The 13,966-nt window shown below is 66.8% G+C and carries 8 protein-coding genes and 1 pseudogene; 5 read left to right on the top strand and 4 right to left on the bottom strand.

From position 1 onward, the window contains the following. Window positions 1–486 precede the first annotated feature (486 nt). Entirely contained in the window at window positions 487–2,175 is a 1,689-nt protein-coding gene (locus Q4E25_RS11260; RefSeq protein WP_303157172.1) for a VanW family protein, read from the bottom strand. Window positions 2,176–2,209: 34 nt separating this feature from the next. After that, window positions 2,210–3,340 carry a glycoside hydrolase family 3 N-terminal domain-containing protein gene (locus Q4E25_RS11255; protein ID WP_303157171.1) on the bottom strand — a complete coding sequence of 377 codons (1,131 nt, stop codon included), beginning with the start codon at window positions 3,338–3,340 and terminating at the stop codon, window positions 2,210–2,212. Window positions 3,341–3,387: 47 nt separating this feature from the next. On the opposite strand from Q4E25_RS11255, the gene Q4E25_RS11250 reads away from it, so the two are divergent. From Q4E25_RS11250 to Q4E25_RS11460, 3 genes and pseudogenes are all read left to right on the top strand, one after another. Continuing rightward, the gene (locus Q4E25_RS11250; RefSeq protein ID WP_303157170.1) at window positions 3,388–3,927 is read left to right on the top strand and encodes a universal stress protein; all 540 of its coding nucleotides are present in this window, start codon (window positions 3,388–3,390) and stop codon (window positions 3,925–3,927) included. 31 nt (window positions 3,928–3,958) lie between these two features. Further along, a complete protein-coding gene (locus Q4E25_RS11245; protein ID WP_303157169.1) occupies window positions 3,959–4,156 on the top strand; it encodes a DUF2613 domain-containing protein in 198 nt (65 codons plus the stop codon). Then, window positions 4,074–5,960 (top strand): annotated as a pseudogene (locus Q4E25_RS11460) (alpha-(1->3)-arabinofuranosyltransferase family protein); the annotation flags it as partial. The gene Q4E25_RS11245 and the pseudogene Q4E25_RS11460, both read left to right, overlap by 83 nt. Window positions 5,961–7,210: 1,250 nt before the next feature. Here Q4E25_RS11460 and Q4E25_RS11235 read toward each other — a convergent pair. Further along, on the bottom strand, window positions 7,211–8,377 hold the full coding sequence (locus Q4E25_RS11235) for an acyltransferase (RefSeq protein WP_303157168.1): 1,167 nt from the start codon (window positions 8,375–8,377) through the stop codon (window positions 7,211–7,213). A 134-nt stretch (window positions 8,378–8,511) separates the two neighbouring features. On the opposite strand from Q4E25_RS11235, the gene Q4E25_RS11230 reads away from it, so the two are divergent. Both Q4E25_RS11230 and Q4E25_RS11225 read left to right on the top strand, forming a co-directional pair. Next, window positions 8,512–9,693: a DUF3068 domain-containing protein gene (locus Q4E25_RS11230; RefSeq protein ID WP_303157167.1), complete on the top strand. Its 1,182-nt coding sequence runs from the start codon at window positions 8,512–8,514 to the stop codon at window positions 9,691–9,693. Between the two features lie 15 nt (window positions 9,694–9,708). Then, window positions 9,709–11,154: a hypothetical protein gene (locus tag Q4E25_RS11225; protein ID WP_303157165.1), complete on the top strand. Its 1,446-nt coding sequence runs from the start codon at window positions 9,709–9,711 to the stop codon at window positions 11,152–11,154. Here Q4E25_RS11225 and Q4E25_RS11220 read toward each other — a convergent pair. After that, a complete protein-coding gene (locus tag Q4E25_RS11220; protein ID WP_303157164.1) occupies window positions 11,114–12,223 on the bottom strand; it encodes a glycosyltransferase family 4 protein in 1,110 nt (369 codons plus the stop codon). The genes Q4E25_RS11225 and Q4E25_RS11220 overlap by 41 nt on opposite strands. Window positions 12,224–13,966: the final 1,743 nt, after the last annotated feature.

Below are 13,966 nucleotides of genomic sequence, written 5' to 3'. Positions count from 1 at the left end.
ACAACTAATCACCAAGATTCGAAACCAGATACACCACTACCCAGGACTTGACCCAGCGCGCTTGCTGAACTCATTGGCGTTACGCATACCACAACACACCAAGCTTTGGCGCGACGGCCTGACAAGCGCCCTGCAAAGAAGGATTCTCCGCCAGAATGCGAGCCTCCAGCGAGCGAACGACCCAGTCTTCCGCCCTAATCAAACCTCTTTGACCTGTTCCGGTTTCCCATCTGCTCAAACGGAACAAACCCCTGGGGCACTTCAGTTTCGTGGAAATGTTTTTGTCCTCAAGCTCTTAAAAGGATTGAGTTCGACCACATCAGACACGAGATAAAAGGATAAATGAATATGTACTGAAAACGGGGAAGCTCGATTTAGGCGCTGAAGGTTACTATCTCTACGCGGACCGAGTACCCCAACGAACCGAGCACGTCGCCGAGCAAAGGGCCGAACCGCGGCAAGGGCCTAGCTCAGCAGCCCCGCAGCTTAACCACAGGTCACAATAGGCTGCGGGTCATAGACAGTCGTGGTGGTCTCGCGGCTGAGCTCCTTGCCGCTGAGGTCCTTGATGATGCGCGTGTCGGACGTCGTAAAGCCAGGCGCGCCCGAGGAAGGCGAGCAGTCCTCCGTCACCGTCATGCGCTGCGGCTGGGTCTTGGCCCAACGCCCGTTGTTCACGGACTCCACGTCGACGGTCTTGACGCCCTTGAAGCGCACCGTGATCTCGTTGCCAAAGCTGGTCTCAATGCGGATCGGGTGGTTAGTGGTGTTCTTAAACTGCAGGTCAATCGCGCCCTCGTAGACCGTGGCCTCACGGCCGGCCGGGTAGCGCGAAATGTAGTAGGAGTGCGGCGTGTGGGTGACGTCCTCCATGCCGGCGAAGTACGCGGCGTTGTACAGCGTGGTGGCAAACTGCGAAATGCCGCCGCCCACCGCGGTGCCAGAGTGGCCGTCGATGATGATGCCGGACTCCACGTAGCCCTGCGCCTTGCCGCGCGGGCCGGTGTAGCCGTTGAGGGAGAAGGTCTCACCCGGGTTGACCACCGCGCCGTCGACCTGCTGGGCCACCAAGCGGATGTTGGTGCCGGAAGGCCCGGAGAACCCACCGGTGGAAAACTCAGACACCGTGTCATCAAAGGTGGCGTGCTCCGCCATCTCCGTGGTGAACTCCGCCGGGTCCGGCTTGTACTCCGCGTCCCACGTGCGCTCAGACTTCTTGGCGGCCACGCGCTTGTCAAAGTCCTTAAGCGTCTTCTCCCAGTCGATGATCTCACCATCCACCGAGGGCGTCACGTTCTTCTGCCCGCCGCTAAAAGAAATCTTGGCGTTGGTGCCGGGCACCTCGGCGCCCTCCATGCGCTCCTCAAAGAGCACCTTGGCCTTCTCGTTGTCCGTCTTGAGCTTGAGCTCGCCGTTGAGCGCCTCAATGGAGACAAACTGCGCGATCTCCGGGCGTTGCAGCGTGCCGGAGACACCGTTCTTGCCCTGCAGCGTGAGCGGATTATCCAGCGCGCGGGCCACGTCGCCGGTGCGCATGGCCTCGATGGCAGCATCGTTAATGGCCGGCTCCACCACCACGGGGTCCACCGTCACCCCCTGCGGGTCAAGCCAGCTCTCCGTCATCGCCTGGGTGAGCGCTTCCTTGCCCACGGTCTGGCCCAGCTCAGGCTCGGTTTCCTTGAGGTTGCCGTTGATGAGCTCAAGGTTGCCGTCCTTGGCCTCGATGCTCAGATCCTGGGTGACGTTCTCCAAGGAGCCGGCCAGCGCCGCGTCATCGACGTCCACTGCCACCGGGATCTCCTCGGTGGGCTTGATAAAGCTGTAGAGGCGGGAAATCGGGTTATAGGAAGCATCCGGAATGCCGTCCACGGCCTTCTGGTAGTTCAGGCTCAGGCCGGACTGGGCGGGGATGAACTGCGCGCTGCGCTCCCCGGCGGTCACCGTCACTGGCTTATCGGCCACCCCGCCGAGCTCCTGGGCCAGCTTGTCCACGGCCTCCCCACGGTCCATCGTGGAAATATCCACCCCGCCCACCGAGACCGCGCGCGGGACTTTGCCCTGGTTAGCAATGACATCCCAGGCGTACGCGACGCCCGCGATGAGCAGCAGGCCCACGAGTACCCCCAGCGTTACCTGCACTCCTGTGTTGCGTTGTTTTCCTACTGCCTTTTTCACGCCTTAGACAATAACGGTCATACCTGGGTTTTTCCTAGCCAGCCTCGCCCGCACGCGCCCCCGCCACACGCCGCTGCGCGGCCTCGAGGTGCTCGCGGCTCAAGCGCCCGTCCTCCACGGCGCGCTGCACGGCGTCGATCACCGCGGCGAAGTCATCGTCGGTGGACCACAGGGGCATGTCCGCCCCGGCGGCCAGCGCGGCGGCCGCGGCCTCCGGCAGGCTCAGGGTATCGGAGATGGAGGCCATGCCGCCCAGATCATCGGTATAGATGATGCCCTGGTAATTCAGCTCGCTGCGCGCCAGCTGGTAGGCGGCGGGGTTGATGGAGGCCGGGGTCTTACCCTCCCCCAGTCCCGGCACCACGAGGTGGCCCATCATGAGCTGGGCCTCAGGCGCCTGGGGTATGGCGGTGTGGAAGGGCACGAACTCGTGAGAGGAGAGATCCCCCAGCGGCGGGGTGACCGCCTGGCCCAGGTGGGTATCCCCGGAGGCGCGGCCGTGGCCGGGGAAGTGCTTGAACACCGCCTGCACCCCGGCGGCCTGCAGCCCGCGGGCGAATGCCGCGCCGTATTCGCCAGCGGTGGTGGGGTCGGTGGAAAAGGAGCGGTCCCCCACCACGTCGAGGTCCTCCCCGCCCACGTCGAGCACCGGGGCGAAGTCCACCGTGATCCCGCGCTCGTGCAGGGTGGTGCCGATCTCCTGCGCCAGCTGCTCCACCTCAGCCGGGGAGTGCTGCGCGGCCATCTGCTGCGGGGAGGGATACTCCCCCAGTATCTCGGAGAAGCGCTGCACGCGCCCGCCCTCGAAGTCGATGGAGACCGCGAAGTCGCGTCCCACCGCCTCGCGCAGGGCGGGGAGGCTGCGGGGGCCCTCGCCAAGCAGGGCAGGATCCGCCCAGCCCGGAATGAAGATGCCGCCGGCGCCGGCCTCGAGTTTGGCCAGGGCGTCGTCGTAATCGCGCGCCGGGGGCATGAGCACGCTGGCAATCTGGGCGCGCACGTCCTCCTGCTCAGGGGCGGCAGGGTCTTCGGAGGGGATTGCCGCAGGCTGCGTTGCGGAACTGGTGGCCTGCGGGGCCGGTTCCTCCTGCGGCGAGCACGCCGCGAGCGTGGCGCCGAGGGCGAGCGTGACGGGCAGGGAAAGTGCGACGCGAAAGAAATTCATGCCTCCAGTGTGCCCGAAGCCACCCCGGCGCCGTTTAGTATGGGGCCATGGAAAACGGAGACACCCTACTCATTGCCTACGACGGTTCCGAGCGCGCCGACCGCGCCATGGAGTACGCCGCGCAGATGCTGCGCTCGACCACCGTACAGATCCTCACCGCGTGGGAGCCGGTGGCCCGCCAGGCCGCCCGCGCTGTCAGCCGCACCGGCCTGCACCAGTCCACGGTCTCCCCGGATAGCGCCGAGGAGGATCCCGCCTACGAGGAAGCGCTGACGGTGTGCCAGAAGGGCATCGCCAAGGCGGAGTCCCTGGGCCTGCGCGCGCACGCTCACCTGGTGGAGTCGGTGACCACGATCCAGGACGCGATTGTTGACGCCGCCAAGGAGCTCGACGTCGACGTCATCGTCACCGGCACCCGAGCCCTGACCGGCTTCCGCGCCTGGTGGAACAACTCCACCGCGGAGTACATCGTGCGCAACGCGGGGCTGCCGGTGTTCATCGTGCCGCCGGAGGTCGACGATGAGGAAGACGCTGAGGCTGGCTCTGACTTTGACTCTGGCAGCGCCACTGACGCTCACAGCAACTGACGCTTACTAAGAACTGCTAGGATAAGCAACCATGGCTTATACTTCCGATTCTCTCAACAAGCGCACGCTCGGCCCGGCCGTCGGCAGCGCGGTTGTGGGCATCGCGCTGGGCGTGGTCACCATCGTCGGCATTGCGCAGTTCTCGCATGCTGACTCCGTGCCCGCCAACGGGGCTGTTTCCGCCTCCGACGCCGTCATGGGCGGACCGGAATACGGCTCCCGCAGCTAAGGTGGCCCGCCGCGTAGGCCGGGCGCGCGCCGTCGGCCTGCTTTTTCTGGTCCTGGTGGTGCTGCTGCAGCCCTGGGGCATGGTGGCCGCCGATACCAAACACGACCTCGTGGCCAACCCGCGGGGCTTCCTCTCTGGCGCCCTGCACGCCTACACCGATGTCTTCACGCTGGGCCAGCTGCAAAACCAGGCCTACGGATACCTCTTTCCGCAGGGCCTGTTTTTTCTGCTCACTAATCCCCTGCCGGACTGGATAGCCCAGCGCCTGTGGTGGTGGCTGGTGCTCGCGGTGGGCTACTGCGGCTTCTTCGCGCTCGCGCGCACCCGGGTCAGTGCGCCCGCGGCCGCCGGCGCCGGGCTGCTCTACGCGCTGTCCCCGCGCGTGCTTAGCACCCTGGGGGCGATTTCCTCTGAAACCTGGCCGGTGATGCTGGCCCCGTGGGTGCTGCTGCCCTTCCTGCGGGAACGCCTGTCTTGGCGCTCGGCGGCCCCGGCCGTGCTGGCGGTGGGGATGATGGGCGCGGTCAACGCCACCGCCACACTGGCGGCCTGTGTGCCGGCGGCCATCGTGCTGCTCTACCGCCGCGCCTGGCTGCCGGGGCTGGCCTTCGCCGCCGGCAGCCTGTGCGTGAGCGCCTGGTGGATTGTCCCGCTTATCATCCTGGGCCGCTACGCCCCGCCCTTTACGGAGTTCATCGAGTCCAGCTACGTCACCACCCGCTGGCTCAACCTCCCGGAGATTCTGCGCGGCACCACCAGCTGGGCGCCCTTCGTGGATACGGAGCGCGTCGCCGGCCACGCGCTGGTCAGCGAGCCCGTCTTCGTGCTGCTCACCATGGCGGTGGCGGCGCTGGGCCTGGCGGGCCTGGTGCGCCTGCCGCGGGTGTGGCGGGTGATGGCGCTGGTGGGCGTGGCCATCCTGGGCACACACGCCGCCTGGTACCTCGACGCCCTCGACGGCCCACTGGCCGCCCTGCGCAACCTGCACAAATTTGATCCCGTCCTGCGCATCCCGCTCACCCTGGGCGTGGCCGTCCTGCTCGAGCGGGTGCGGCTGCCGCGCAGTTCCCACCTGCGTCCCCGCCAGGCCCTCGGCGTGTTGGCCGTGCTCGTGGTGGCCGGCTCGCTCTCGCCCGCGTGGTCCGGGCGTCTGCTGCCCAAGGGCGCCTACGAGGAGGTTCCCCACTACTGGCAGGAGGCCGCCGACTTCCTCAACACCCACGCCGCGGGCACGCGCACGCTGATCTTCCCCGAGGCTTCCTTTGCCCGCCAGGACTGGGGCTGGACCCGCGACGAGCCCGCCCAGCCGCTGCTCGAGGTGCCCTGGGCGGTGCGCGACGCCATCCCGCTCGTCCCGCCGGAGGCCATCCGCGGCCTCGACGGGGTGATGGCCCTACTCCACGAGGAACCCCAGGCCGCCAGCGCGGCCCTGCAGCGCCTGGGCATCGGCGCGGTGCTGCTGCGCCACGACCTCGCCGCCGACCCCGAGCTGCCCGCCGCCGCGGACTTCCTCCCCGACGCCGCGAACCCGGATCTCCAGCCGGAGGTCCACACCTTCGGCGAGGTGGACGTCATCCTGCTCGATCCGCAGCGTTCCATGGCGCTGAGCAGCCCCACCCCGCAGCGCGTGGCCGGCGGCGGGGAATCGCTCGCGCTTCTCGACGCCCTCAACGGCCCCGCCGCCCGCCAGCTCGTCACCGAGAACGCCGAGGTGGTCACCGATACTCCTACTTTGAGCGACCGCAACTACGGCACCCTGCGCGGGGCACTCTCCGCCCCGCTGGCCCCGGGGGATCCCAGCACCGTGAACAACCGGCTGCGCGATTACCCCTCCGCCGGGCCACCCAGCCAGGTGATAAGCCACGGCGGCACGGTCCGCGCCTCCTCCTCGGCGGCGGATGCCGATGCCTTCGGCGGTGCGAAGACCACCCAGTCCGTCACCGCGGCGGTGGATGGGGAGAACTCCACTTCCTGGTGGCCCGCGCCGGGCGATACCGGCTGGATCGAGCTGCGCCCAGAGGACACCGCGGACCCCGCCTGGCAGTCCCCACGGCTCAACCTCATGGCCACCAGCGCCACGGAGGTCATCGTGCACAACGGCAGCGCCTCGGTGAAGGTGAGCCTCAAGCCCTACCGCTCCCGCCAGGTGCGGGTGCCCGGCGGGTCGGCCACGGCCATCCGCGTGGAGCTTACCCACCGCACGGGCCTGGCCAACGTCGAGGTGGCAGGCGCGCCCATCGAGCGCATCCTTCGGGTGCCGGATACCTCGCCCGGGGTGCGGCAATTTGTGTTTTCCCAGCTGCAGCAGGACGCCCGGGTTCTGCGCCGCGAGTTCTCCGCCCCGCGCGAGATGCAGGTGCGCGTGGGCGGCACCAAGCCGGTGCTCGTCGATTCGCATGCCCACCAGCCCGGCGAGACCCTCACCTTGAGTGCGGGCACGCACACTTTGCGCACCACCGGGGCCTGGGCCAGCCTCACCGACACCACCTGGCAGCCCGCCGCACGCTACCAGACGCTGCGCTCCGGCGACGGCCACGTGCGCATCGAGCCCGCGCCGGAGGCGCGCCTGCTCATCACCGGCCGGGCGGCCAACCCGGGGCTGCGCGCGCAGCTGCTGGACCCGGACGGCGCTGGCGCGCAGGAGCTCACGCCCATGCTTGTCGACGCCTCCACCCAGGCCTTCCGCATCCCCGCCGGCGCCAGCGGCGAGCTGCGGATGAGCTTTGCCGCCGAGCGCCTCTACCGCGCCGGCCTGGGCCTGGGCGGGGCGTTGGCCGCGCTGAGCGTGGGGCTGTGCTTGCTGGTTCTAGCGCGGGATCGCCGCGGAGCCCGACCCAGCGCCTGGCGCCCCGCTGAGGCCGGACCGGCTGCGCTTTTCCTGCCGGTCGTCGGCGCGGCCTGCCTGGGGCTAGCCGGCGGGGTGCCCGCGCTGGCCGGTGGCGCCTTGGTCTGGGCCGCGCTGCGCTGGACCACGCTGCACGCGGACTACCTCGCCGCCGCGCTCGCAGCCGCGGCCGAGGCGATGCTGGCGCGCGCCCCCTGGCCGGCCGCCCACTACGCCGGGGATTCCTGGCTGCTCGCCGCCCTGTGCGGGGCGGCCTTGGCTTGCCTATGCCTGCCGGAGGGACGCCACGGGCGCAGTGCCCGGCGCGCCGGTTTTTCCACCAGCGCGTAGCTGGCCGCGGCCACCGCCGCACTGATGACGCTCGTGGCCAGCAGCACCGTGAGGAAGTCCACCACCCCGCCGCTGAACATGCGCACGCCCAGCAGTGGGAAGACCACGGAGAGCACCGCCACGTGCCACAGGAAGATGCCATAAGACCAGCGCCCCAGTGCCTGCATGGTGGGTGAGGAAAGCCAGCTGCCTCGCTGTGAAGTGTGCGGGGCCAGCGCCACCGGCACCATGACGCAGGCGCCAAAGAGCGCGCCGAGCGCGATGCGCCGGGCAAACTCGCCGGGCTCTGGGTGCACCAGCCCGCGCGGGCCGAAGAACTCGCGGCTGGCCAGCCACACGCTGCCCGCGGCCGCCAGCCACCACAGCCAGCGCGCCCCCAGCAGGCGCTGCGCCCAGCGCGGGCGCCGCAGCCACCCCTGTGCCCAGGCCTGCTCAACCTCCGCGGCGAGCATGCCCACCGCGAACCACGAGGCATAGGCCGGCGGCCAGATCTGCGAGTTGACGTCCCCGGAGTGGTAGTCCGCCACGAAGGGCACAAAGCCCCAGCCCAGGCTCAGCAGCCCGCCGGCGGCGATGAGTAGCATGCGCACCCGCCCGGAAAAGCGGTCTAGGCCCCAGGCCAGGAAGGGCAGCGCCACGTAAAAGGCAAACTCCACGCACAGCGACCACAGCTGGGTCAGCCCGGGGGCTAGGCCGTCGGCGATGTAAATCTGCGTGCCGGTCACCGTGGCGAGGATCTGGGGGAGGGTGGCTGAGTGGGCGTCGGGAAGCAGGGCAAAGACCACCAGCACGCACACCAGGTAGGCCGGCACCAGGCGCACCACGCGGGAGAAGGCGTAGCCCGCCGCGGTGTGCACGTGGCGCCGCCGCCACAACAGGAAGGCACTCAGGGCAAAGAAGACCGCCACGAAGTAGTCAAAGCGCTCCGCCCAGCCCCAGCCGGTGCCGGTCTGAAAGGAGACGTGGGTAACCACGATGCCCAGCGAGGCCACCGCGCGCAGGCCCTCGAGCTCGGGGAGAAAACTGGGTGCCCGTTGTGGCGCCACGTCACGCTCCCTTCTCTAGACTCGCTGTAGACCTTGAGGCTCTCTTGAGACTCGGCTTTAGACTCAGTTGTGGTTCACCGCCTAAGATTGCCCCTTGTCTGTGCTCGGCACTAACTGAACGGAATCCTACTGTAATGCTCACTCGGCTCACCCTGCGCTCGCGCTTGGCCAAGGTGGTCATCGCGGCTGTCGTGTTCTTGCTCATCGGCTCCGTGCTGCCGCCGCTGTACAACAATCAGCGGCGCCCGCTGCCGATGGACCTGCAGCTGAGCGTGAGCACCGAGGCCGCCCGCGGCCCGTCCATCGACATCTTCGCCCTGCTCAAGCACGAGCTTCCCGCCGGGGCGGAGAAGAACCCCGCCTGCCGCGCACAGGGCCCCAGCGGGGGCGGCGAGAAAACTGAGGTGCCCATCTACTGCTACCGCACCGATAGCGAGCTCACCCTCAAGCGCGTGACCACCACCTCGCAGGCGGATAAGGAAAAGAAGACCGCCAACACCTCCTCCCTGGTGCAGATCACCGCCGACGGCCAACTCATCACCGAGATCAACGAGACCGCCCTGCTCAACCGCGAGTCCACCTACCCGGTGGCAGGCCCCAACACCTCGCAAAACTTCAAGGTCGCCCCGCTGCACACCGGGGTGACCTACACGGACTTCGAAAGCGACGGCCTACAGTACTTTTTCCCCTCCGGCACCGAGCAGCGCTCCTACCCCTACTTTGACCTGCTCACCCAGCAGGCCGAGCCCATCGACTTCACCGGCACCGAGAAGCTGGGGGACATCCCCTCCTACACCTTCCACCAGTCCACCGAGCCGGTCTCCATCAGCGAGGCCCTCGAGGAGAACCTGGCCAAGGCCAACTCCGCGCAGCACCAGGCCATCCCGGAAGACGTCAACTTCTCCGGCCCGGCGCGCCTGTTCTACGACGCGGAATCGCTCAAGCGCTATGACCTGAAGCCGGACTCGCACGTCATCATGGACCTTTTCTACTCCGTGGTGCGCGACGTGTGGGTGGAGCCCACCACCGGCACCATCCTCGACGTCAGCGAGCGCGTGCGCCTGTTCTGGGCCACCGATCAGCAGCAGGCCCAGAAGATGCTGGCGGCCGAGGACACTGGGGATCGCTCGCTGGTCACCGCCTCCTTCAACTGGGATGAGGCCACCAAGAGCGAGCGCCTCGACTCCGTGCGCCCAGTAATCACCGCCACCAAGGTCTTCAGCATGGTGGGCTGGGGCGGCAAGGCCATCGGCGTGGTGCTTTTGGCCGGGGCCGCCGCGATGTTCATGCGCCGCCACAACGCGGGGCGCGCCTAAGCAGCGATGGCGCGCGTGCGAGTTCGCCGCCCGCTGCTGCTGGCCTGGTGTCTGCTGCTGGTGGCGTCAGTGTGCTGGCCCTTCCTGCTGCCCGGCGAGTTCCTCTGGCGCGACATGGCGGTTCCCGCCCGGCTGGGCTGGACCCCGACGAACTTCGGCGGCGGGGATCTACCCGCCCGCAACGCCCCGCAGGACGGCGCGCTGGCGCTGTTTTCCCAGGTGCTGCCGGCCACGTGGCTGCTGCGCGTGCTGGTGCTGGGAGCGGCGGGCAGTGCCGCGTGGGCGGCGTGGCGGCTGAGCTCGCGCACCCCGGCGCTGGCCATCGCGCTGGCGGTGGCCAATCCCTTCATCATCGAGCGCCTCCTGCAGGGCCAGTGGTCCCTGGCGGTGGCGGCGTGGCTGCTGCCCGTCATCGTGGCCGCGCCGAACCGGCGGGTGCGCTGGCTGGCCATGGCTGGCGCCTCACTCACCCCCACCGGCGCGCTGCTGGGCCTGGCCGTGGCCCTGTGCGCGCCCGGGCCGCACCGACGCCTGCTTGCCGACGTCCCCTTCGGCCTCGCCCTCTGCCTGCCCTGGCTGATTCCCGGGCTGCTCTCCCCCGCCGCGCCCACCAGTGCCGCCGCGGGGGTGGCCGCCTTCGCCCCGCGCGCGGAGACCGGCCTGGGCACCGTCGGCTCCCTGCTCACCCTGGGTGGGATCTGGAACGCGGAGGCCACCACCGCGCTGCGGCACGCGGGTTTCGCGCTCTTCGGGCTGCTGCCGCTGCTGCTCATCGCCGATGGCGCGCGCCGCGTGCCGCGCCGGCTGGCAGTGCTGGCCGCCCTCGGCCTGGGCGGGGCCATCGTGGCCTGGCTTCTCCCACAGGGGCTGGCCAGCGCCATCGAGGCGATCCCGGGCCTGGGCATTCTGCGCGATTCCCACAAGTTCGTGGCCTTGGCCATCCCGGCCTACGTCATCGCGCTGGGCAACCTCCGCCTGCCCCGCGCGCTGGCCGCGGCAGCGCTGGCGTGTGTGTGTCTGCAGGTTGCGGACGCCCCCGTGGCCCTCAGCGTGCTGCGCCCCGGCCCGCCGGCCAGCGATAGCACGCTCGTGGCGCAGCTGGGCGGCCGCGAAGTTTTCTTCGCGGATCGCTCCTCGCTGGTTACCGTGCCTGGCGGGGTGGCCGTGGATCCCTACACCAAGACCACTGCGGCCCTGCAGTCCGGCGAGCTGCGCGTGGACGGTGTGATAGTGGACTACCCCGCCCCGCGCTGGGTGGCCGCGCGCGCCGCCTGGCAGGCCCGCGACATGCACTCCCTCGAGGAGCTCGGCGTGGGCGCGGTGGTCGAGGGCGAGAAGATCGTCGCCACCACCGACGCGCCCGCCCCGCCGGTGCCCTGGGCCTTGAGTGCGCTGTGGTGCCTGCTGCCCGTGCTGGCTTTTATCCCCGCGCCCGTGCTGTGGCGCCGACGATCCGGCTAAGCAGCTGCTCCCAGCGCCGGCCGGTGAGCTCCCAGGAGAACTCCCGGGAGAACTCCCGGGCGCGCTCACCCAAACGCTCCCGCAGGCCCGGATCCTCGATGAGCCTGCGGGTGGCCGCCACCAGCCCGGCGAGGTCCTCGGCCAACAAGCCCGTCTGCCCATCCTTGACGGAATCGCGCAGCCCGAAGGTATAGCCCACCGTGGGCACGCCGTGCTGCGCGGCCTCCATCACCGCCAGGCCCCAGCCTTCGCGCTGGGAGGGCATGAGGTGGACGTCGGCAAGCTCCAGCAAGGCGTGCTTGTAGTCCTCGGTGACCTGCCCGCGGAAGCGCACCCGTTCGGCGATGCCATGGGCCTGCGCATAATCCCGCAGCCGCCACTCCCACCAGCCCGAGCCGATGACATCAAGCACCGAGCCGGGGATCTGCGCCACCGTGTCCATGGCGTGCTCGATCTGCTTCTGCGGCATCAGCCGCGAGAGCGTCACCAGGTGCACCCCGGCCTCGCGCTCCAGGCGCGGCACGTGCGCCGGGATAGGATCCACACCGTTTTCGATGATCTCCACGTCTTCGATCCCCAGCTCGGCCAGGTCCTTCTTCGAGCCCGGGGAGACCGTCACGTAGGGCGCGCCCCGGTAGATGCGCGGTGCCACGCGGGACTCGAGGAACCAGCCCAGCCGCGCCAGGACCGGTCCGGACACCGGCCACTGCTCGCGATGGCAGTGGTGAGTGAGCAGCACCACCGGCGCCTTCGACACCACGCGGGCGAAGAAGGGGATGCCGTTTTGGGTGTCGATGATGATGTCGGCCCGGCGGGCATCGCCAAGCCCCACACGCCCCGCCAGCAGCCACGCCCACGCGCGCGGGTAGACGCTGAACTTCGCCCCGCCCCGGGAGTAGAGCACGCCACCGCGGCGATCCCGCTTGGCGGCGTTCATGTGCCGGGCGGTGCGGTAGACCACCTCGTGGCCCTGCGCGGCGAGGTACTCGCCCACCCGCTCGAGGTAGCGTTCGGAACCACCGCCCTGGGGGTGGGTGGTGTCGCGCCAGCACAATAAGAGAATTTTCATAACGGGCTACTAGCCTAGTGCCTTATGAAACACACCCGCGCCATGGCCACCCTCGCCCGCTCGTGGCGGCTGCTGCGGTCCTTTCACCACCGTCAATGGCTCAAAGCCAGCGCGTGGCGGTTGCTTGAAACGATTGCTCCCTCTTGGCGCAAGTAGGTCTTTAGTAAAAGGACCCTAAGGCGTTCACTGCATCCATTAGAAAAATGCAAGGAAGCTTGTTTCCACGTGCCCTATCGGGGACATATGGCCGCACCTTTCAAAAGGCACATTCTTTAAGTGACTAAAGAAAGGTAATAGTTTAGTCAAAGTTATTTAGTAATAGCGTTTGACAGTGATGGGTACGTACGTTACTTTTTGAAAAGGTAATCAAGCAAACGGGAAGGTCTCTTATGCGCAAGTTTTATTTCAGCTCTAGTTGCTTCTTCTCTAATCGTATCCTTTGGAGCACCGGCGGCTACTGCGCAGAGTTCAGATGATGTATCTACAGTTCAGCAGGCTGAGCCGGGTTCGTTCCTTACAAATAAAGATGGATTTAAGTATCGTCAAATCACTGAAGAGGAACGCATCGCTGCAAATCAATTCGCAGAGGAAAATGGTGAGCCGGAGCTACCCGAAGAGTTTGTAACCCTAGTATTTCTGGATGGAGGGTATATAACTCCAGGAGACGATGAAGGCAATCCGCCACCGCTTGCGCGGTCTGGGGGACTAGGTACTGCGTGGAAAGTAACCAAGTGTGCAGCGCACATTACGGCAACTGTACTTCCCGCAGGGGCAGCGTTTAAAGCTATCAAGGGATTAGGCGGGGTAACGAAGACCGCTACCTTATTAGTTAAAGCCGGTAACCGGAGTGATTTTAAGAAAATCGCTGGTGGTGCGGCAGCAGAGATTATTGGTATCTCTGGAATAGAGGATAACTGTTTTAGGGGTTGGTAGTACGTGAACAGAGACTCAAGCTCTTCTTTTGGTAGGGCCGCGACGTGGCTTCTATCATTTGTATTGTTGTATGTTGCCCTTGCAGTAGCGTTCTCAAATGTTGAGAGGACACCATTGGTAGTCGGCGGCGTGGGGGTATTTCTCTCCACGTGGGCTGTTGAGTCGTTGCATAGTAAAGACTACAAGGGGGGCGGAATTCCTTTTTTATCAGGCGTATTAATCGTCATTGTCGCAGTGTCTGCTTCTCTACTTCTGTAAGCTATCTAGACAAATGAGTCTCTCCCGATAGGATGAGTCAGACGAGTTTTTGATGCAATGGACGCCGCAGCCCGGTCAGGAAATTCGGATGGGACGACGTTGCGTCACGCCCAGGAGATCGTTCGAAACTGGCTAGGAAAATAGGCCACGAAGGCGGCCGAGGAATCCTGGCCGTGGGGGATGCTTGGGTTCTTCCTCGTGTGCTGTCTCTGTTTCTGATGGGGAAAGTGCGGCAGGAGTTTTTGAGTCTGCAGTGTTGTCGTCGGTAGGTTGCCTCGACGGTTCGGGGGAGGGGTCGGGGGCTGGGGTGTCTGCTGATCCGCGCTCTAACATCAGTAGGGCACTTCATGTGGTCGAGAAAACCAAGGCAAACAACGGAAGTATGAAGAGATGGTTTATCAGTTACAATGTGTCGGCCCGGTCGGGACAGTATGCCGATATACTGGCGAATCATTTCGATACCGCGCAATCCATGAGCCGCTCCCGCGACCCGGTGCGAGGTCAAGTCCTGGGTAGTGGTGTATCTGGTTTCGAATCTTGGTGATTAGTTGT

Origin of the sequence: Corynebacterium sp., assembly GCF_030532325.1 — a bacterium.
Taxonomy (GTDB): domain Bacteria; phylum Actinomycetota; class Actinomycetes; order Mycobacteriales; family Mycobacteriaceae; genus Corynebacterium.
The sequence above is the reverse complement of the archived record's forward strand: the minus strand, read 5'-3'. Positions and strand labels throughout refer to the sequence as shown.

Excerpts from the sequence above, each read along its gene's own strand:
- Q4E25_RS11255 (WP_303157171.1), bottom strand. The coding sequence starts at position 3,340 with ATGAATTTCTTTCGCGTCGCACTTTCCCTGCCCGTCACGCTCGCCCTC.
- Q4E25_RS11250 (WP_303157170.1), top strand. The coding sequence starts at position 3,388 with ATGGAAAACGGAGACACCCTACTCATTGCCTACGACGGTTCCGAGCGC.
- Q4E25_RS11245 (WP_303157169.1), top strand. The coding sequence starts at position 3,959 with ATGGCTTATACTTCCGATTCTCTCAACAAGCGCACGCTCGGCCCGGCC.
- Q4E25_RS11230 (WP_303157167.1), top strand. The coding sequence starts at position 8,512 with ATGCTCACTCGGCTCACCCTGCGCTCGCGCTTGGCCAAGGTGGTCATC.
- Q4E25_RS11220 (WP_303157164.1), bottom strand. The coding sequence starts at position 12,223 with ATGAAAATTCTCTTATTGTGCTGGCGCGACACCACCCACCCCCAGGGC.